This is a genomic window from Mycobacterium vicinigordonae (genome assembly GCF_013466425.1).
Lineage (GTDB): Bacteria > Actinomycetota > Actinomycetes > Mycobacteriales > Mycobacteriaceae > Mycobacterium > Mycobacterium vicinigordonae.
The window spans coordinates 1,723,317-1,743,853 of record NZ_CP059165.1; the positions used below are offsets into that span (position 1 = coordinate 1,723,317).

Below are 20,537 nucleotides of genomic sequence, written 5' to 3' on the forward strand. Positions count from 1 at the left end.
GACTTATCTCTCTGGATCCCTCTGGATCCGGGATCAGAGGAGGTGGACGGCCACGATGTCGTCGATGACCGCGGCAACAGACGAGCTGCCCGCGCGTGTTCAGCGGGTGCAACTCGAGGTCAGCGGTATGTCCTGCGCCGCCTGCGCCCGGCGGGTGGAATCGGCGCTGAACAAGGTGGCCGGGGTGCGGGCCTCGGTGAATTTCGCCACCCGGCTGGCAACCGTCGACGCCGAGGAGGGAATCGGAACTGATGAACTCTGCGGGGTGGTGGAGCGGGCCGGCTACCGGGCCGAGCCGCGCCGCTCCGGCCGTGCATTCGACGATGACCCCGACGCCGCCCATGCGCGCTACCTGCTGACCCGCCTGGCTGTCGCCGCAGTGCTGTTCATTCCGCTGGCGCATCTCTCAGTGATGTTCGCCGTCGTGCCCAGCACTCGGTTCACCGGCTGGGAGTGGGTGCTGACCGCGCTGGCGCTTCCCGTGGTGACCTGGGCGGCGCTGCCGTTCCACCGGGTAGCGATGAACAACCTGCACGCTGGCACCGCGTCGATGGAGACGCTGATCTCGGTTGGCATCACCGCCGCAACCGTTTGGTCGTTCTACACCGTTTTCGGCGACCACCCCCGCGTCGAGCATCGTGGCGTCTGGCAGGCGCTGCTGGGCAGCGATGCGATCTACTTCGAGGTCGCCGCGGGCGTCACCGTTTTTGTGTTGGCGGGCCGGTTCTTCGAGGCCCGCGCGAAGTCGAAGACGGGTAGCGCGCTGCGGACGCTGGCCGCGCTCAGCGCCAAAGACGTCGCGGTGCTGCAGCCCGATGGAACTGAGATCGTCATCCCGGCCGACGAGCTCAAAGAGCTGCAGCGTTTCGTGGTGCGCCCGGGTCAGACAATCGCCGCCGACGGCCTGGTGGTCGACGGGTCAGCTGCAGTGGATATGAGCGCGATGACCGGTGAGGCACGCCCGGTGCGGGTGCAGCCCGGGGCCAACGTGATCGGTGGGACGGTGGTGCTCGACGGCCGGCTAATCGTGGAGGCCGCGGCCGTCGGCGCCGACACCCAGTTCGCTGGCATGGTCCGCCTCGTCGAGCAGGCGCAGGCGCAGAAGGCCAATGCGCAGCGGCTGGCCGACCGCATCTCGGCGGTGTTCGTGCCCTGTGTCTTCGCGGTGGCGGTGTTGACCACGCTGGGCTGGCTGGTGGCCGGCGGCGGACTGGACCGCGCCTTCTCGGCCGGGCTGGCGGTGCTGGTCATCGCGTGCCCGTGTGCGTTGGGACTGGCCACCCCAACAGCCATGCTGGTCGCATCCGGACGCGGCGCCCAGCTTGGCATCTTCCTCAAGGGCCACAGCTCTCTGGAGGCCACCCGTGCGGTCGACACCGTGGTGTTCGACAAGACCGGCACTCTGACGTCAGGCCAGTTGGCGGTCAGCGCGGTGGTGGCCGCGCCGGGTTGGGATGCGGCCGAAGTACAGCGGTTGGCTGCCGCGGTGGAGGCGGCATCCGAGCACGCTGTCGCGCTCGCGATCGCCGCGTCAACGGCTGCGCCCGAACCCGTCACCGATTTCCGAGCGGTCCCCGGCCGCGGAGTCGCCGGCATCGTTGCCGGCCGTGCGGTGCGGGTCGGGAAGCCGTCCTGGATCGCCCCGGCCGGCACCACCGCTGAACTGGTCACCGCCCGCCGGGATGCCGAATCACGAGGTGAGACATCGGTTTACGTTGAGGTCCAGGGAACGCCGTGCGGGGTGATCGCGGTGTCCGACGCGGTCAAGGAGTCGGCGGCTGGTGCGGTGGCGGCGCTGCATCAGCGCGGTTTTCGGACGGTATTGCTGACCGGCGACAATCCGGCCTCGGCGGCGGCGGTGGCCGCGCACGTGGGCATCGAGGAAGTGATCGCCGATGTGCTGCCCGAAGGCAAGGTCGACATCATCGAGCAACTGCGCGACGGCGGCCGGGTGGTCGCCATGGTGGGTGACGGCATCAACGATGGGCCCGCGCTGGCGTGCGCTGATCTGGGGATGGCGATGGGGCGCGGCACCGACGTGGCCATCGACGCCGCCGACATCATCCTGGTCCGCGAGGACTTGGACGTGGTGCCGCTGGCGCTGGACTTGGCTGCCGCGACCATGCGCACTATCCGGATGAATATGGTGTGGGCGTTCGGTTACAACATCGCCGCGATTCCGGTGGCCGCCGCCGGATTGCTGAACCCACTGATCGCCGGGGCGGCGATGGCGTTCTCGTCGTTCTTCGTCGTGTCAAACAGCTTGCGGTTGCGCAACTTTGCCATGTCCGCGCGCCAGTAGATCGCGCAACGGCTGCGGTCGCGCGTCGACTTCGGTAACCGTGTCGACCGCTAGCTCCACGGTGGGGCGGTCCGCCAGGTATTGCGAGTAGCTGCGCTCGCCGAGCCGCGAGCCCAGGCTGATCCAACCGTCAAGTACCGACCATCTTCGCGGGTTGCGCCGCGCCCAGTCGCTGCGGTCAAGCCGTGCCTTCCATTCGGCTACGCTGATTTCCTCGAGACCGTAACCGTCGAGGAACTCCGCGTAAGCGACCGGCTGGCCGCGCAGCACGGCGAGGCCGCGGCCCAACGCAGCCGCTCCGGAATTCAGGCCTAGAATGGCTGCCGCCGCGGCGCTGCCGGTGGTGATCTCTTCGGTTAGCGTCAGGGCAGGGTAGGCGCCCAACGCCAGGCACGCGTCGACCAGTGACACGAAAATATCGGCGGAGGACGACAACTGGTACTTGTCGCCCAGCACCCGGGGGAGGCGCACGATGCTGAAATCCAGCGCCGGTGGCGACGCGGCCACCACCAGTTCCGCGAGCGACTTGGCCGCCGCGTACGGATACGGCGCGTGTCGGGGATCGGTGACGTGCGGCTGGGTGACATCGGCATGGACGACGAACGTCGAGAGGTGCACCAGGCGGGCGCCCTGTCCCGCGCACGCCTGGGTAAGTGCAGCGACGAATTCCACATTGGCCGACCGGAGTTCGCGGTACGGCACCAGCACATTGGTGTTGCCGACACAGTTGATCACGGTCCTTGCACCGCGGGACAGCGCGTTGAGCTCGGCCGAATCGGACCCGGTGAGCTGGTGCAACCGGATCCCGTCGGCGCCCCGCAGCCAATCCCACGGATCATGTTGGGGAAGAGCAGATCTCGTGACAAAGACCACCTCGGGGTGGGATGTCCCAGACTGCGCCAGGTCCAGGACCGCTCGCGCGAATCCGGTGCCGAGGATGCCTGACGCGCCTAGGACCACGATTGCTCCGGAGTCGTGATTCTGTTGGGGGCATACGGCATTGGGCTTCAGCAGCAATGTGAGATCACGTTTGATCTCGGTGGCGGTGCCAGAGTCCAGCCAGCCCTGCGCGGCCTGGTCTTCGATCAGGTTGGTGGCGGTGTCGGCGCTGACGAGATCCAGCAGGGTGAGCTGCCGCCCCAGATATGCGCGAGTCTGCGGGAGAATCCGGATGAGGTCCACTGAGCCGATTCCCGCCGCGAGCAGCGACGTGTCAGCCCGGATCGGTTGGTCCAGCTGCCGGCTCCACATCTCGGCCAACCCGTCCGCCTCGCCGGACGCGGTATCTGTTGCAGCACAGTCTAGTTGGGGCAATGCAGGTAGCCTGGCACTGTCGACTTTTCCATTGGGCTTGCGCGGGATGTCGCCGACCGCGGTCACGAAGGAAGAGGGCACCCCGAGACTTTGCAGTAGCAACCTGATGCGGGCCGCCGCTGCGGGGTCCTCGCCGGTGCTGCGCGTCTGCGCGGTTTGGAACCAGACTCCTAATCGACCGTCGTGCGGCTCAACCGCGAGGTCGGAGATCGTAGGGTCGGCACAGACGCGTGCGACGACCTCGGCGGTGTCGACCCGCTTTCCGGCGATCTTGACTATCGCGTCCTTGCGACCGGCGAAGATCGGGAAGCCCTCCGCGTCGACCGACACCCGGTCTGCGGTGGCGAAGGCGCGGCGTTGTGTCCCATCGGGGGTAGTGACGATGCCGAAGCCGCGGCCCTCGATTCCGAGGTAGCCGGCAGAGACCAGATCGCCGACGACGACGACCTCGCCGAACGCGGTGAATACCGTGTTGGGCAGCACCGGCCGGCCCAGCCGGTCGCTGCCCTCGCCGGTAATCGGCAGATACGTGACGACGACCGTGGTTTCGGTCGGGCCATAGCTGGAAATCAGGGAAATCCGCCGTGCCAGAGCGTGGTCACGCCATCTGTGGATGGCGGTGGTGCGCAGCGCTTCGCCGCCGATGACGATCTGCCGCAGGTTCGAGCGGTGCAGTGCGTCCAGAGCCATATCGTCGTCGCACAGCAGCTGCCAGATGGCGGTCGGCAGGTCGGCGACAGTCGCCCGCTGCTCGATCAAATCTCGCGTCAGCGTGTCCAGATCGCCGGACCTCATTGCGGTGGAGCGCACCAGCTTGGCTCCGCAGAATGCGGCACCGAAGATCTCTTCGATACTGATGTCCGACGTCAGCGGCGCACTTTGCAGGATGGTGTCGTCCGGTCCCCACCCGTAGCCGTGCCGGACCCCGCCGCAGAACGCCCCCAGGGACCCATGCGTGACCCGGACCAGCTTGGGCCGCCCGGTCGAACCCGAAGTGGGCATGACATAAGCGGTTTGACCGGGGAGTCCGGGAGCGCGCCGCACCTCGTCGATGCGTCGGCCGACGGCATCGTCGAGGACGCCGACGAGTTCGGCGGCACCGAGATCGACGACGTGCGCGGTGTCCCCAGCGGCGCTAATGGCGTCGGCGCGCTGCCTCAGCTCGTCGACGCCGTCGCACACGCTGTAGCCACACCCCGCGAGATGGCAGGCCAGCAGCAGGTCGATGGTCCGTTCGGAGCCGTCGTCACAGCACACCACGATGTCGCCCGCAGCGACGCCTTGGCCAATCAGCCAGCCAACCCACGGGTACACGAAGGAACGGCGCTGTAGGAATCGCTCGACGGATGGATCGGCGAACCACGCTGTAGCCGTAAATGTTTCGCGTCTACTGGCCGGATAGCCGGGCCGCCGGGCGCCATCGGCATCGATAGCGAACCATTCGTCGACCATCATCGCGATGGGCTGATGCCACAGCGTGGGCATCGAGTGCAGCGCGTCGGCGATGCGCTGCGCGACTCCGGTGTGTCGCCCGCCGTCGAGCCCTCTTTCGGGCAGATCCGCTCGGTCCCAGATTGCCAGCTGCAACGAGCGCTGCTCTTCGTCCTGAACGCAAGCCACCGTCATGCCCTCTACGGGGCCGATTCGCGTCGCCTCCGGCGCTTCGGTCAGGAATGGGCGCAGTTGCGGTGCGCACGACCGGCGAATGAAGTTGAGCGTCAACGCTTGTACCCCGGTGGCGCGGTTGATGGCCAGGTACATGCGGCGGTAATGTTCCTCACGTAGCCATCGGCGCCGCACGGCCTTGACATAGCTGCGATCCAGCAACGCGACAACGTCGGCGACCGAGGCGAATGGCTGGAACTGGAACGTCTGCGCCACCGAATTAACCAGGCAGGTAGCCACATTCAATTCGGGGTCGCCGAATCGGTTGTCCACTGCATGAACCACCAGACCGTCGGTGCTCTGCCGCCGGCTCGCGTCCACGGCCATCGCGGCCGCGGTCACCAGCACGTTAAGCGGGACATGCCGGGCCTCGGAGAGGGCGAGCAACGCATCGTAACGATCGCCGCAGACCAGCACCGATTCGCGCAGTACACCTCTGGCCGCCAGCACCGGCGCTTCGCTCGGCCCGGCTATCACCGATTCCTCCGCCAGTTCGCGCTGCACAACGGCGGCCAGGCGCTGCAATGCCTCGGCAACCCTGGCCGCTTCGCGCTGATGGGCCAACGCCACCTTGGCTAGACCGTCAGTCGCACAGGGGATCTCAGCGATATACCCCGCCGAGAGATGGTGCGCCAGGCTGGCTTCGATGATCCCCGTCGCGCCGCCGTCGAGCAGAATGTGGTGGGAGTCGACGTCCATTCCGCAGACGGTGCCGGCTGAGTCGGTCCGCACGGTGTACCGCACCAGTGGCCGGCCAAGGATGCCGGTCTGCCAGGTCTCGGCCAGCTCGACGTCGTCAGTCTCCGGCGCGGACCGCACCAGGTCGGAAACCCCCAGCTGCGGAACCAGATCCGGGACGCCGTCTGGGCCGGGCGAGGCTTCCAGCACGCACAGCTGAATCGGATTCTCCAGCACCGATGCCGCAAGCGCGGCGAGGAACCGGGCGGGATCTAGGGGCCGGAATCGGTACCGCTTGCTGATCAGGTATAGCGACGGTTCGCCGTCCTGAAGCACGCCCTGGTAGATATTGCGTTGCGAATGACTCAGTGGAACGCGCTGCGTGTGTGCTTGATCGAGCACGGTCACGGCGCAGTTTCCAGCTCGGACTTCTCCAGTTCCGCAACCCATCCGGCGATCGACAGATTCTCCGCAAGCCGCGACGGCAACGACGATTCACGTTCCACACCAAGCCGTTTCATCAGTACGACGAATCGTACCGAATCCAATCCGAGGTCTCGCAGATCGGTGGAGTCGCCGTCGACGAGGTCCGCGTCGTCCACGTAGAGCACGTCGCAGATCGCGGCGCGAATGGCGTCGCGCAGTTGCTCAGCCACGAATCGTCGCTCCTGCTTGCGTGTCGGTCACCCTGGCCGCCAGCGATGCTCGCATGACCTTTCCGGACTGCGTACGCGGAATGTCGGCGACCAGCATGATGGTCGACGGGCGCGCCGTCGCCTCGGACTCCTGACGGAAGCGAGCCGCGACAGCATGCTTGAGTTTTCGTTCCTCGGTTTCGTCCAGTGCCGTCGCGGCGACCACCGCCAGACCGACCAGCGCGCCGAATTCGGCATCCGGAATCTCGTAGCATGCCGCCTCTTGCACGCCCGGCACACTCTCGGCAATTCGGTCCACTTCGTCGGGCGCGACATTCACGCCGCCGCAGATGATCATCTCCGAAGAGCGCCCCTTGATGTAGAAGAAGCCGTCGTCGTGGCGCTCGAGCAGGTCCCCGGTGTTCACCCAGCCGTCGCTGAGCACCTCGGCGGTGCGATCCGGGTTGTTCCAGTAGCCGAGCATGTTGGCCGGCGACCTGATCCACAGCGTGCCGAACGACGCCGAATCGGCGGGTCCCGCGGCCGGCGGCCGTTCGCCGTCGGCAGCCAGATACACGTCGACGCCGGGATAGGGCCGCCCTACCGCGCCCGCCTCGATCTTGCCTATGGAGCCGTCATCCGTGGGCAGACACAAAGCGGTGCAACCTGTTTCGCTCAGGCCATACACCTGTGCGGTGCGCACACCGGTGGCTTCGATGAAGCGCACGTCGGCCGCGATAGCTCGGGACCCGCCGTAGCCGAGCAGCCGCAGCGCCGGCAGCCTCGCATCGGCGGCCTTCATCTCCGCGACTAGTTTCGCAAGCAGGGTCGGCACCAGACAGGTCGATGCCACGGCATTGGTTTGCAGAATTTGCAGCAGTGATGTGGTGTTCTCACCGCCGGTGATGCAGCAGCCGCCGCGCATCAGGCAGGTCAGGATCCACCACAGTCCGCCGATATGGGTGGCGGGCAGCGGCGAATATGTGGTTTCGCCGTCCACCCAGGTGATCCAGTTTAAGTCTTCATCGCGCAGGATGTCCGGGATGGCGTAGAACGTGCGGTTGGCCAGCAGCACCGCTTTCGGCTCGCCGGTGGTGCCACTGGTGAAGATCATCGCCAGCGGGTCGTCGGCACCGAGGTCGGTCGGGTCTACCTCGCTGAATCCGGTGGAATACTTTTCGCTGGAACCGATTTCCACGGGAATGGCCGGTAGGGAACTCAACGCATCCGCCATACCGGTCGAGGCCAACCTGGCCCGGGATGCCACGAGAATTGCCGTGGGCCGGGCGATCTCGGCGAACCGGGTGATGATTGCCGGCGGAAGGCTTCCGTCGACCATGACGGCGATCGCACCGAGTTTCGCGCAGGCCAGCACCGACAGGAAGGTTTCCGGCCCGTTGTCGGAGCTGACCAGCACCCGGTCTCCGCGGGAGATGCCTTGTGTGGCAAGGGTTTCAGCGAGCAGCGCCAGTTCAGCGAACAGCGCCCCGTAGCGCAACACGCTAGTGCCGTCGACACGGCGTAGCGCGATCGCTTCGGGTCGTATTCGTGCCCGATCTCGGACGCGTTGCAACACGGTGGGCGGTGGGGAAGACATGACGATTGACTGCTTCTTCTGCCGGAGGGTCAGGGGATGTTCAGGGCGGCCAACTCGACCTCGGCCGATGCGGAACCTTGGTACTCGTCCCAGAACTCGATGGCGCACGGGACGGACAGGTACCGCAAGCTGCGGTCGATGACCTTGAAGTTCTGGCACAACAGCCGGGCCGAGAACCTCTGGGCGTTGATCGGCCTGCGGAACCGGGATGCGGTGTTCTTGATCAACATGCTGGGCAGTTGCAGGTCGAAGTAATCACTGATCGACCAGCCTCGCAGCACGGGAATCTCCTCGTTCAGGATGGCCGGCGCAAAGGCGCTGTAGGCGAGCTGGTTGAAGCACAGGATCAGCTCGGCGGCATTGAAATGACCGGTGGTGCGAATGTACGCGGATTCCTCGATGCGGAAATTGCCGACGGCGTAGACCGAATCGGCGGTCGCTTGATACTCGGCGTCGAGTAGGTAGCGGCAGCCCTTGTAGGAATACGGCTCCAGCACCCGGACCAGAAGATCCTCGGGGATCGGTGTGGTGACGGCGGATTCGGGCGAAAGCGTGGTCTGTGCGGTGGACGGTACATCGATGTGAGTCATGCCGCATACCCCGGCGTCACGAGGCCGTCCAGCATGGTTAGCCGGTGGGTGGTCAGCGTGCCCGAGGCGGTGCCGTGTTTGGCCCGATGCATCAGAACCCGGTTGTCCCACAACACGATGTCGCCGACTTCGTAATGCTGGGTGTGGATGAAGGGAGACTTGTATTCGGTGTCCAGTTGGCCGGTAGCCTCCATCAATCGTTGCAGCACCGCGGGATCGAGGGTTTCGCCGTTCTGGTCCTCGATCTTGGTGGTGCCCGATGCGCAGATGTAGAGGATCTCTTCCCCGGTCTTGGGGTGCCTGATGATCGTCGGCCATTTGATCGGCGGTGTGGTCCGGCTGATCTCCGCCCATACTTCGCCGATCGGGCGGTACACGTCGCTGGGGCGAATCTTGATGTGGCGCCGTGGATCATGGGTACTGAACGTCCCGCGGGCCGGCTGCTGCACGGCGGGCGGCAGCGACTCCCACACCTTGTTGAGGTCGATGAAGTAGGTTCCGCGGTCGTGACCGGGTACGGCCAGCGGCACCACCATAGAGAAGGCGAACGGCTCCGGCATGAACATGTAGTCGATGTGCCAGAATGCCCCCGTCTTGGGAACACCATGGCCTTCCTCGGTGGAGGAGACGAATATCTCCGGATGCTGCTCGTGGTGGTACATGGGCTCGTAGTACGGCACAATTTGCCCGACGATCCGACCGAGCTGGATGAATTGCTCCGGGCTTGGGTGCACGTCCTTGAGGATCACGAGCTTGTTCTCGTAGACGATGTCGCGAATCTCTTCGGTGCTGATGTTGTCCAGGTTGTGGGGATCGATGCCCGTGACTTGGGCCCCGAGCCCGTTGCCTTTCACGTTGAGCGTCATAGGGTTCCTACTCCTCATCGATTGCGCTGTGGTTCATCTGCGTTGCGTTCGTGGTGCTCAGCCGGTCCTCCTGTCCGCCACCGATGTTTCCTCCGGCCGCCAGCTCGCCGGCAGCAACGGGACGGTGACATCGGTTGCCGCCGAGGATGTTCGGACAAGTCCGGCGGCCAGTGTGTCCGGCGCCGCGACGGTCCCCGCGAAGCCGAGCCCTCCGGCGCCCCGGGAGCTCGCGGTGGGCTCCGCGGTGGGTTCAGCGGCGCCGGTGGCGGCGCCCGCATCAACCGACGCATCTAGGAACTCGTCCCGATGACCGCGCACACCCGTCTTGGCGCGTTGCCGTCGCCGCACCCGCGCCGCGGTATGACTCGTGGTCGCCGCGGCCGCGGACCCGATGCGGTCGGTCGCGCTCGCCGATGCATTCGCTTCGGCTCGCGGCCCGAAGCCGGCGCCCGGCGGCGCCAGGCCGGCAACGGCGTAGCTCAGCTCCGGCGGGGCGGGCGGCCCGCTCGTCGAGGTTGCGCTCGATGTGCCCGGCGCGGTGTTGCCGGTGCTCGAGCCGCTACCGGGAGAACTGGAAAAGACCTGCACCACTGTGGTATTCGGGTTCGAAGCGCCGTGGTGGGCGGCACCAGCCGCAGCAGGGACGGGCAGCGGCTCGGTTATCGGATCCAAATGGAACCATTGGGTCAGCAGGTTCAGGGCGCTCAACGCGCTGAGCGCGGGAGTGAAGAAAGGAAGCAGCAGCAGGGAATACGAGGCGTAGTACGGGTACCAGAGGACGTCGTAAAGGAACAGCGCTATAACGGCCAGGGCAATGGTGGTGGCCGGGCTGAAGCCGAATTGCTGGAAAAAGTCCAGGAAATACTGGTACGGATCGGCGATGAAGTTCGCGATGTCCCGGACGAGTTGTCCGATGCTGCCGGTGACCTGGCTTGGATCGGCTTGAGCCTCGGCGGCGGGCTTGAGAATATGCGGCGCCGGCTGGGTAGGCGGAGTCGCCGCGGTGGCCGTTTCGGTGATGGCTTGATACACGGCCATGGTGTCGGCTGCCTGAACCCACATGCGGGCGTAGTCGGCTTCGTTGACCGCGATCGGGATGGTGTTGATACCGAAAAAATTGGTGGTTACTAACACGCCGTGCAGTACGTGGTTGGCGGCCAGTTCGGCCAGCGTCGGCATGGTGGCGAGCGCGCTGCCGAATGCGGTGGCGGCGGTCTGGTGCGCGGCAGCCCTCAGCGCACTATCCACCGCGGATTGCTCGAGCCAGGCCAGGTAGGGGCCGTGCGCCGCCGCATACTCGGCGCCGGTGGTTCCCTCCCAGCTGGCCCCCTGCACATCGGCCAGCAGGCCGCTCAACTCGGCGGCCGCACGCGTGTACTGCGTGCTCAGCTCCTGCCACTGATCGGCGGCAGCAAGCAGCGACCCCGGACCGTGCCCGGCGCTCAGCAACGCCGAATGCACCTCCGGAGGCGTCGCCATCCAAATGGGGGCTGTCAGGACCCGACCTCCTCGTAACGGCGCGTGTGGCGTCCCTACGAACGCGCACACTCTCCCGTTGCGAAGTAGTCGGTCCGGGCCCGCGGAAAGTTCCCCGCCTCGTCCGCTGCACGAGTGAGCTCGACGTAAGCGCATGTCGCGGGGCCCCAACCGGCCATGTCTATAGTTCAGCCATGCCAGTGATAGACGCTCGCCATCTGGCGGGTATCTCCGAGACCGCGTTGCTGACTCTGTATCAGCGGGCGACCGAGGCGGCCCGGCCGGACGGCATCGTTGCGGACCCCATGGCGATCGCGCTGCGCGACAGCCTCGACTATGACTACCAGGATTTCGGCAAGACGCATCAGGCAACCGCGTGGCGCTCGGTGATCTTCGACAGTGCCTCTCGCGAATACCTTCAGGCCCATCCCAAGGCCAATGTCGTCGCCTTGGCCGAAGGGCTGCAGACCAGCTTCTGGCGACTGGACAACGGTGAATTGACTTGGCTGTCGGTCGATCTCGAGCCTATCGTGCGGCTGCGCAAGCAGCTGCTGCCCACGCCGGACCGGCTGCACTATCTGGCGCAGTCGGCGCTGGACTATACCTGGATGGACCGGGTCGAGGCCACCGATGGCGTCCTGATCACCGTCGAAGGCCTACTGCAATACCTCGACCGAGACGCCGCATTCGACCTGATCGCGGCCTGCGCCAAGCGGTTTCCCGGTGGCCGGCTGATTTTCGATAGTGTGCCCCGGTTGTTGAGCGCATATTCGCGGCGATTCGGTATCAAGCTCAGCAAGCAGTACACAGCCCCGCCGATGCCATTCTGGTTCACCGCCAAGCAATACGACGAGCTGCGGGCAATTTCGGGTATCCGTGCGGTGCGCGAGTTGCCGGTGCCGAGGGTCCGTGGCCGAGTCCTGGGGCCGGCCACCGCGCTGCTGTATCGGCAGCCGGAACTCGAACGGTTCCGGGCCGCTCACACACTTGTCGAATTCGGATGAGCAGACCGCGGAGCCGCAACCTCCGCTGGACGGTCTCGAACGTGAACTACACGACGCTGCGTCGGCGTGTTGTGTCGCGTAGTTCACAGTCGGCAGGCGAAGTTCAGAATTTCGCGACTGCCCCGGCGTCAACGGGCAGGGCCGCCCCTGTGATGTAGTGCGCCTCGTCGGAGGCCAGGAAAAGCACCGCGTTGCTCACGGCGCGCGCCTCGATCAGCGGTTTGGGCAACAGGTGGAACTGCCCAATGATCTCCGCAGCGTCGTGCACGGTCGGATTGGGCAGGTCGGGCCGCAGTGTCCGGCAGAACTGCTCGTTGTCCAGCATCGGCGTCAAGATATTGCCCGGGTGAATTGAGTTGACTCGAATCCACTGCGGCGCAAGCTCATTGGCCAAAGAGTTCATCAGCCCTACGACGGCGTGTTTCGCGGCCGCGTAGTGGGCCATGTAACCCCCGCCGCGAATGCCCAGCATCGAGCTGACCAGGATGATCGACCCACCGCCGTTGGTCATGTGCGGCAACGCGGCCTTGACGGTTTGCCACACGCCGGTCAGGTTGATGTCGATCATCGTCTGCCATGCGGAATGCTCGATCTGCGCCGCGGGGGCGGGAGAACCGCTGATCCCGGCGTTGGCGACCACGATGTCGACCGGGCCCAGGGCGGCAACACCCTGTTCGAGGGCGGCGCGCAGACTGTCCAGATTCCGCACGTCGGCCTTAGCGGTAAACGAGCGCCGGCCCGCCTTCTCCACGAACGCCGCGGTGTCGGCCAGGTCGGTCTCGGTTGCGCCGGGGTAGGCAACACCGTCGATGTCCTCGCAGACGTCGACGGCGATGACGTCGGCGCCCTCCTCGGCCAGCCGGATCGCGTGCTCACGGCCCATACCGCGTGCCGCGCCGGTGATGAATGCGACCTTGCCGGCGACTCTGCCGACGCTATTGCCTGACATTGGCGACCTTTCGCTCGAGAAGGACTCCATCGAAAGGACTCATCGTGCCATGACGGCTCCGCGAGGCGCTCAGTTGCCCGCTTCGATGGCCCGCACCCGGGCGACGGCCTCGGGCCCGCAGAACGGCTGCAGGTCTACCCCGCCCGCAGCCAACAGCGAGTCGATTTGCGTCCGCAGTTCACCCGAGGTTAGCTGTGCGTAGAGATTGGTTCCCGGACAAGAGGTTTCGGCGAAGTCGCGGTGTCCCTTCAAGGTGCCGGTCGCGATGCGGTAGGTCTGGGCGGCCCAGGCAAACGCGGTCGCGATACCACGCACCTGGGCGGGCGACACGGTCTCTTCATTGAAATCGCCTTCGCAAATCACCAGGAAGTGACCCGTCGTGTCGTAATCGGTTGCGGTGTCGCCTTCGATGCCGGGGTCGCGCAGTTGGTAGATGTTGCCGTCGCGGTCGATGCCGAGGTGGTAGGCGATGTCGATCCAACCGAGTTGGTCCTGGTGGTAGCGCTGGTCTTGGCGGAATCGGCCGGGCGCGTTGCTGTTGGCGCCCAAGACCACCCCGGCGTGGTGCAACGTCAGTCGGTTAGGGGTGTGCGGTTTGCCGCCGGGCCGCGCGGCTCGGGCACCCCAGGCGTCTCGGCAGAGCAACTGCGCCGCGGTCGCGCGCGAAGCGGGCGGGCCGGGGTTATTGGCGGCTGGTCCGGAACTTACGGCGGGCGGGGTGGCAGGCGAACTCGGACCCGGTTGCGCAGGCAGCGGGCTGGCCGTGGTCTTGGTCGCACATCCGCCCAATGCGCCCGCGAACCCGACACCGCCAACGACCTGGAACAGTTGACGTCGGCTCACCGAAAACGGGTGCTCATCGGATCGCGCGGTCGGTGGCGGCGGGTCCATCGCCCCACCATAGGGGTTGGCATGCTGATATAGCGCGATAAAGGGTCAGCCAGTTCAGTCGTAGACACTTGTATCGTATTCGAGTCAAATAGGGACTTGAATCGGCGCAGCCCAGCCGTGCGGTTCAGGAGAGGAGCAAGACCATGCCAGCGTTGTCGTCGCACCCGAAGGCTTCGGCATCACCGACACTTTCGCCGTCGCCGATTCGGCTCGGAAAGGGGCGGGGCTTTCGAACGCGTGCGCTGTGCACGGTGGCCGCTGCGACGGCGGCAGTCGCGCTGGTCGGCGCCGTATGCCGGGCCCCGATTGCGTGGGCGGCAGGTGGGATCAACCTGGCGCCCGGCATCTCGGTGACTCCGGCCCCGGGCTGGACTGTGAGCGACCAAGGCGGCGGCTGGGTATCGCTGCACAACGCAACCTCCAGCGCGGAAATCGAAATCCGGGTCAAGCCGGCCAACGGATCCGATCCCGTCGCTTTGCTGCAATCGGACATCGATCAATTGAGCAGCGTGTCGACGACGGGCCTGAGCAATGTCAGGGACCTTAGCGTGCCCAGCCCGAAACCGGCACACGGCAACTTCAACGAGGGTGCTTCCATGGACTACAGCGCTGACGGAACCTCCCGAATGGGTGCGATTCCTGTGACCGGCTCCTTCGTCGAGTTGCTGAATACCTCGAACCATATGTCGGCCTTCGTCGTCTACACCGAAAACGGCGACGCACCCGCCGATGCGGACGGTGAGGCGCAAATGATGCTCGATTCGCTCTTGTGATGTTGAGGAGTCGCGCGTGACGACGTCCGTGCGTGCCGGTGTGATCGGCCTGGGCGAGATCGGTGGCGGCGTCGCGGTCAGCATGGCCCGGCGCGGACGCGTACCGAGCGTGTACGACGTGCGCCCGGACGCTGCGGCGCAGCTGGAAGGCGTTCCCGCGCAATTGGATTCGATCGCCGCGGTGACGCGCAACTCAGATGTGGTGTTGATTGCGGTGGTTAGCGCGGACCAGGCGCGCGATGTGCTGGTGGGCTCTGACGGGCTGCTGGCCGCCGCCCGGCCTGGCCTGATCGTGGTGCTCTTGTCGACCGTGTCGGTCACCGAGCTGCACGAACTTGCCGAGCTGTGTCGCGACGCCGATGTCATCCTGCTCGACTGCGGAGTCACCAACGGCGACAAGGCCGCCGAAAACGGCATCATCGCGATGATCGGCGGGCCAGACGAGCAGGTAGACAGGGCCCGCCCGGTGCTAGACGACTTCGCCAGCGCGATCATGCACTGTGGCCCGGTGGGAGCTGGTATGGCCACGAAGATCGCCCGCAACCTGATCCAGTATGGTTGTTGGTCGGTCGTAGACGAAGCGGCAAATCTAGTTGCTGCACAAGGTGTTTCGTTAAATACCTTGCTTTCGGTCATGCGGGAGGCGGATTCGGACGGCAAGCAGACGCTGCGGCTGCTTGACGTGCGCGCGGCCGGCATCACGGTACCGTCCGATTACGCCGACCGGGTGGCGGCGCTGGCGAACAAGGATCTCGACGCCGCGGCCGACCTCGGGGTCGCCTCCGGTGTTCCCACTCCGTTGGCTCGCGCCATCAAACCGACCATGCGTGACGTTTACACGGGGCACCGCGCCTGATGGTCGTTGCGGCGTTGATCACGCGGCGACATATTGACGCGGCCTAACGGGTAGTAGTTCATCCATGTTCTTCACGAGCCCGCAGCCGAAAACATCCGCGTGGGCGACAACCGGCTGCTGACGCCCGGTCAGACCTGCTGGCAGGTCGCCCGGGCGGACCGGTTCGCCTGCATCATCGACGCGGCGGACTACTTCAAGCACGTCAAGGCGGCGATGTTGGGTGCTCAGCATCGGATCATGCTCATTGCTTGGGATCTCGACGCGAGGATGACGTTCGAGCGTGGCGCCAAGGTTCTGCCCGGCCCCAACCAGCTGGGAGTGTTCTTGCTCTGGTTGCTGCGCGAGCGGCCGGGGTTGGAGATCTATCTGCTGAAGTCCAATCTCCGGCTGCTGCCGGCCTTCGGCGGTATCTGGAACGGGCTGACCCCTGTGTCGCTACTGAATCAGATCAGCAGTAAGCGAATCCATTTCGCCGTCGACGGCGCGCACCCGGTCGGTTCGGTGCACCACCAGAAGATCGTGGTGGTCGACGACGTGGTGGCATTCTGCGGCGGTATCGATCTCACAGTCAACCGCTGGGACACCCGTGCGCACCAGCACGACAGTCGTGGACGCCGGACGTTGCGGCGAAGCTACGGACCGCGGCACGACGTCGGTGGTGCGGTCGAGGGCGCTGCCGCGGGCAAACTCGCCGAACAGGCCCGGCTCCGGTGGCGAATTGCGACGAAACAGCGGCTGGAACCCCTCGACACCGTGCGTCCCGCCTGGCCCCGCGACTTGGCGCCGACGCTGCGCAACGTCGACGTCGGAATCGCCCGCACGCTACCCGAATTGGAGGATCGCAAAGAGGTCCGCGAGGTCGAGGCGCTGAATCTGACGGCGATCGCGGCAGCCGCTGACACCATCTACCTGGAGAACCAGTACCTGGCTTCCAGGCGCATCGTCGATGCGCTGGCCGCCCGGCTCAGGGAGCCCGCTGGCCCAGAGGTCGTGGTCGTGCTGGCCCGCCGGGGCAATAATCCGATCGAGCGCGGAACAATGGACAGCGCCCGTCACAAAGTCATCCAACTACTCTGGGCCGCTGACGATCACGGCCGGCTGGGTATCTACTGGCCGGCCACCGACCGCGGTGCTCCGATCTATGTCCACTCGAAGGTTCTGGTCGTCGACGACCGCCTGCTGCGCATTGGATCGTCGAACCTCAACAACCGGTCACTGGGGTTCGACAGCGAGTGCGACATCGCCGTCGAAGCAAAGCCCGGGGGCTCGCAGTGCGTCGAGATCAATCACCAGATCCGGTTAGTGCGCGATGAATTGGTGTCCGAGCATCTGGGCGTGTCCGTAACCGAGCTGAACGAGGCGATCGGCCGGTCCGGTTCGCTATTGAAGGCGATTGAGCAACTCCGGGGAAAAGGCAGGACGTTGCGCCGGATTACTGGCCGGACCGTCTCGAGCGAAGCGGGTCCGCTGGCCGAGAACGACTTGGTGGATCCCGATCACGTGCCGCGTTCGCTGACCCGAGGACTGCAACGGTTGATCGCCGAACTTCGGGACTAACGGTCTGGCCGATGCAGGAAGCCATGCAGGCTCGTCTGGACGAGTTCGTCGACGATGGTGTCGCGGCTGGGTTGCTGTTCCGGGAAGAAGGTCGAACGCAGTGCCACCATGCCGACGATCAGGGCCACCGTCGAATGTGCGGGTAGCTCCGGCCGATTCGAGCGCAGCCCGCGCAATCGCATTCCCTCGGTGCTGATATGGCCGAGCAAGGCGATGGCGCGCCGGATGTCGGCGATTCCTGCCTCGGCGATCTCGGGCCCGCTCAGCGATTCCGCGGCGGCCAGCGTCAACACCAGGCCCCGATGCTCGACGATCACGTCATAGAGCTGTCCGACGAACTGACGGGCGAACTCGTCCTCGTCGGTCTGTTCGGGCACGATGGCCTGCCACGTCCGGCCGAACTCGTCGACGAAGTTCGTAAACGGAACAACGAGGGCCTCGCGAAACAAACCGGCCTTGGACCCGAAGTTGCGGAACAGCAGGTATTCGGTGACTCCAGCGGCCTCGGCGATCTCCCGCGTGGTGGTGCGGCGGTAATCCTGGCGGGCGAATAGCTCGCGGGCGGCGTCGAGCAGGAGTCGGCGCGGCTCACCGCGTGGCCGGCGAGCCGGCGGGGCCGCTGCCTCCGGCGCGGTCCGCTTCATCGCAGAAGGTCGTTGGGGCAACCGCATTCACTCCATCTTCGGGCTTGACCTCATTCTTAGAATAGTATCCACTATTAACAGCGTTGAGGAGGAGAGGAGCGTTGATGGTGGGCGCGGTCATCATGCTCGGCACGTTGTTCGGTCTGATCGCGCTGATCTACGGCGTGGTCATTTACTTCGACCCCGAGGCACGTGGAGGCCGGAAGCCATGACCCCATTGCTTACCGGCGCGGTCATCTTCGGCTGGGGCAGTGGCATCGTGTTCACCGCGATCGCCGTCTATCTGAGCATCCGCGACCGACGTATCCATCCGATGCTGCTGCTGTGCATTTCGGCGATGTCGTTCTCCTGGATCGAGGCGCCGTATGACTGGGCGATGTATGCGCAGTTCCCGCCGGCGCTACCGCGGATGCCGTCATGGTGGCCGCTGAACATGACCTGGGGCGGGTTGCCCTCGTCAGTGCCGGTGGGCTACATCGGCTACTTCGTGCTGCCGGCGGTGATCGGCGCCACGATCGGCCAGCGGTTGAGTGCACGATTCGGATTGCGCAGGCCGACGACACTTCTCACGGTCGGCCTGATCGTGGGATTCTGTTGGGCATTCGTGTTCAACGCGTTCCTCGGCGCCCGGCTCGGCGTCTTCCACTACGGGTACGTGATCCCTGGGCTGGCCGTGTTCGAGGGGACCAAGCATCAGTACCCCGTTTACGATTCCATCGCGATGGGCGTGCAGATGATGGTCTTCACCTACCTACTCGGGCGTACGGACGCGCAGGGCCGCAACGTCATCGAGAGCTGGGCGGACAAGCGCACGAAGACCCGGGCGCAATCGGCGGTGCTGTCTATCGTCGCCGTAGTAGTGATCGGAAACCTGATGTACGGCGCGGTCTTTGCGCCGCACCTGGCGACGAAGCTGGGCGGATGGGTTACCTCGGGGCCCAGCGGACAGCTCTTTCCCGGCGTACCGAATCAGCCGAAATAGGCTCAGCGTCGGGCTGTTTCATGCGCGGGTTCATTCGGAGTCCGACCGGGCCGGCTTCCCCCTGCTCAGGGTGTCCAGTAGGTCCCGGTAGGGTCCGACAAGGTAGGCTGTGTCGCCGGCGCGCAGAGCGGTCTCGCTGCGTGAGTGCACAGGAAATACGATCTCACCCCGGTTGATCGCGATGACTTGCGTCTGGGTGGGCAGCTCGGAAAGCTTCACGCCATCGAGTTCGCTGTCCGGCGCGACGCGAATCGCGCCGACCACAAATGACCGCAGCCCCACCGAAAATGTGTCCAATACCTGCAGGTTGATCGCGGCGGCGATGAACCAGGGTGCGACCAATTCGACGGTCGAGCGAGCATTGACGAAGCCGAATTGTTGCGCCAGCGCGAAGCCCAGCGGCCGGTCGAAAACTCGCAGTACCACGGGGATATCGGGCCAACTATGCAGCGGCGCCACGGGGCGACCGTGCAGCTGGGCCAACGTAATCCCGGTTCCGATGTTGACCATGTCCTCGTGGGTCAGCACGGCGACCGCTCGCGCGCGGTCCACCCGGGCCGATTTCAAAGTCTGGCTCAGCATGGCATCCCCGACAATGACCGGGACGTGGAGTTCACGCGCCGCGGTCAAAAACGGGTTGTCTTCGTCGATCTCGACGACCGCGACCTCGTGCCCGGCCGCGACCAGGTCGCTGACTACGCGGATCCCCAACGCACTGAGACCGATCACCACGATGTGGTCGCGCAGGCGCGCGATCCGCCAACCTGCGGCATTCTGCACGAAGCGACTCGACAACAGCACGTCGGCAACGAACGCAACCAGTAGTGCGATGGTGGTCAGACCGACGAACATCATTGTGGCCGCGAACAAGCGTAGCCAGGTTGGTTGGTGCATCAGGCTGAAGTCGCCGTAGCCGGTGGTGCTAATCGTTTCGGCGGTGAAATACAGCGCGTCGACCCAACTCATGCGGGGGTTTTGGTGACCGAACCGCAGGAGCACGGTGGAGATGATCACCAGCGCGACAACTATGCCCACCAATGGGTAGAACGCGGGGTTGACGTCGTTGCGAAAAGCACGCAGGCCGTCGAAAATTCCCCGCAGCTCCGTGCGGTGCGAGCGGGCTTGCGCTGCGAGTGGGATCTCGACGCCCTGGGCGGCGACTTCCTCCGCGGTACCAATCATCACCGTCCAGTCACCGGTGCTCACGGGGAGGTCGCGGGGCGGGCATGCCTCCAATTCACCCGGCGATGCGGATTTTTCGCCCCGGATGACCGCTACCGGCGCCAGCTCGCCGCACAGATCACCGAGCGTGGTGTCCTGGGGTGACGACGTGCCGGCGATCACGAACGGGATCCCCGCTACCTCCAGCGGGTGGCAGCTGTGGGCCAGACAGGCCTCCACAACGGACGGCGCCGCGAGTTCAGCCACGTCGAACATCGCACCCGACACATCGCTGTCGGCAAATGCCTTTCGCAAGATGTCATTGGACAGCCGCGCCACCACGCGTACACCGGGATTGGCTCTGTCCGCCAGAAGCGCGACTTCGAGATTCACCGAGTCGTCGCTCCCGGCGCAGACTACGGCGCGTGCGTGCGCGATACCCGCTCGGTAGAGGTCATTCTTTGTGCCGGCTCGCTTGGTGTCCTCGAGTCGGATCACGGTGGCACCGGCCGTTCTCAACTCATCAACAATCGTCATTGCCAGCGCGTCGTCGCCGCTGACGATGATGTGGTCGGTGCTCATCCCGAGGCCGTTCCT

General features: G+C 65.4%; 16 protein-coding genes. 6 read left to right on the plus strand and 10 right to left on the minus strand.

From position 1 onward, the window contains the following. Positions 1-64: 64 nt before the first annotated feature. Positions 65-2,302, plus strand: a complete 2,238-nt coding sequence (locus tag H0P51_RS07710; RefSeq protein WP_180917369.1) for a heavy metal translocating P-type ATPase — start codon at positions 65-67, stop codon at positions 2,300-2,302. Here the strand turns inward: H0P51_RS07710 and H0P51_RS07715 are convergent. From H0P51_RS07715 to H0P51_RS07740, 6 genes are read right to left on the minus strand one after another with little or no spacing between them, the layout of a single operon-like run. Beyond that, positions 2,255-6,367 (minus strand): AMP-binding protein, encoded by a 4,113-nt coding sequence (locus H0P51_RS07715; protein ID WP_246398460.1) that lies wholly within the window; start codon positions 6,365-6,367, stop codon positions 2,255-2,257. The genes H0P51_RS07710 and H0P51_RS07715 overlap by 48 nt on opposite strands. Then, positions 6,364-6,603: an acyl carrier protein gene (locus H0P51_RS07720; protein WP_180918813.1), complete on the minus strand. Its 240-nt coding sequence runs from the start codon at positions 6,601-6,603 to the stop codon at positions 6,364-6,366. Before H0P51_RS07720 ends, H0P51_RS07715 begins: the two co-directional genes overlap by 4 nt. Positions 6,604-6,607: 4 nt before the next feature. Further along, entirely contained in the window at positions 6,608-8,191 is a 1,584-nt protein-coding gene (gene fadD10, locus H0P51_RS07725; RefSeq protein WP_180917371.1) for a fatty acid--CoA ligase FadD10, read from the minus strand. Positions 8,192-8,220: 29 nt separating this feature from the next. Next, complete coding sequence (locus H0P51_RS07730) at positions 8,221-8,781, minus strand: FcoT family thioesterase (RefSeq protein WP_180917372.1); 561 nt, start codon at positions 8,779-8,781, stop codon at positions 8,221-8,223. Further along, the gene (gene scoE / locus H0P51_RS07735; RefSeq protein ID WP_180917373.1) at positions 8,778-9,647 is read right to left on the minus strand and encodes a (3R)-3-[(carboxymethyl)amino]fatty acid oxygenase/decarboxylase; all 870 of its coding nucleotides are present in this window, start codon (positions 9,645-9,647) and stop codon (positions 8,778-8,780) included. Before scoE ends, H0P51_RS07730 begins: the two co-directional genes overlap by 4 nt. A gap of 57 nt (positions 9,648-9,704) precedes the next feature. Next, positions 9,705-11,126, minus strand: coding sequence for a PPE domain-containing protein (locus H0P51_RS07740; protein ID WP_180917374.1), 1,422 nt, complete (start codon positions 11,124-11,126; stop codon positions 9,705-9,707). A gap of 191 nt (positions 11,127-11,317) precedes the next feature. On the opposite strand from H0P51_RS07740, the gene H0P51_RS07745 reads away from it, so the two are divergent. Then, positions 11,318-12,127, plus strand: a complete 810-nt coding sequence (locus tag H0P51_RS07745; protein WP_180917375.1) for a class I SAM-dependent methyltransferase — start codon at positions 11,318-11,320, stop codon at positions 12,125-12,127. 103 nt (positions 12,128-12,230) lie between these two features. Here the strand turns inward: H0P51_RS07745 and H0P51_RS07750 are convergent, their stop codons facing one another. Both H0P51_RS07750 and H0P51_RS07755 read right to left on the minus strand, forming a co-directional pair. Then, the gene (locus H0P51_RS07750; protein WP_180917376.1) at positions 12,231-13,076 is read right to left on the minus strand and encodes a mycofactocin-coupled SDR family oxidoreductase; all 846 of its coding nucleotides are present in this window, start codon (positions 13,074-13,076) and stop codon (positions 12,231-12,233) included. Between the two features lie 69 nt (positions 13,077-13,145). Next, positions 13,146-13,967 carry a peptidoglycan recognition protein family protein gene (locus H0P51_RS07755; protein WP_180917377.1) on the minus strand — a complete coding sequence of 274 codons (822 nt, stop codon included), beginning with the start codon at positions 13,965-13,967 and terminating at the stop codon, positions 13,146-13,148. Between the two features lie 143 nt (positions 13,968-14,110). Here H0P51_RS07755 and H0P51_RS07760 point away from each other — a divergent pair, with 143 nt between their 5' ends. The 3 genes from H0P51_RS07760 (at position 14,111) to H0P51_RS07770 (ending at position 17,153) form a co-directional block, all read left to right on the plus strand. Further along, a complete protein-coding gene (locus H0P51_RS07760; protein ID WP_180917378.1) occupies positions 14,111-14,740 on the plus strand; it encodes a hypothetical protein in 630 nt (209 codons plus the stop codon). Between the two features lie 16 nt (positions 14,741-14,756). Next, entirely contained in the window at positions 14,757-15,596 is an 840-nt protein-coding gene (locus H0P51_RS07765) for an NAD(P)-dependent oxidoreductase (protein ID WP_213016731.1), read from the plus strand. Positions 15,597-15,695: 99 nt separating this feature from the next. Then, a complete protein-coding gene (locus tag H0P51_RS07770; RefSeq protein WP_180917379.1) occupies positions 15,696-17,153 on the plus strand; it encodes a phospholipase D-like domain-containing protein in 1,458 nt (485 codons plus the stop codon). Here H0P51_RS07770 and H0P51_RS07775 read toward each other — a convergent pair. Then, positions 17,150-17,818 carry a TetR/AcrR family transcriptional regulator gene (locus tag H0P51_RS07775; protein WP_425489029.1) on the minus strand — a complete coding sequence of 223 codons (669 nt, stop codon included), beginning with the start codon at positions 17,816-17,818 and terminating at the stop codon, positions 17,150-17,152. The two genes, H0P51_RS07770 and H0P51_RS07775, sit on opposite strands and share 4 nt — an antisense overlap. 187 nt (positions 17,819-18,005) lie before the next feature. Here H0P51_RS07775 and H0P51_RS07780 point away from each other — a divergent pair, with 187 nt between their 5' ends. Next, on the plus strand, positions 18,006-18,779 hold the full coding sequence (locus H0P51_RS07780) for a spirocyclase AveC family protein (protein WP_180917381.1): 774 nt from the start codon (positions 18,006-18,008) through the stop codon (positions 18,777-18,779). 30 nt (positions 18,780-18,809) lie between these two features. Here H0P51_RS07780 and H0P51_RS07785 read toward each other — a convergent pair whose 3' ends face one another. Continuing rightward, a complete protein-coding gene (locus tag H0P51_RS07785) occupies positions 18,810-20,522 on the minus strand; it encodes an NAD-binding protein (protein ID WP_180917382.1) in 1,713 nt (570 codons plus the stop codon). Between the last annotated feature and the right edge of the window lie 15 nt (positions 20,523-20,537).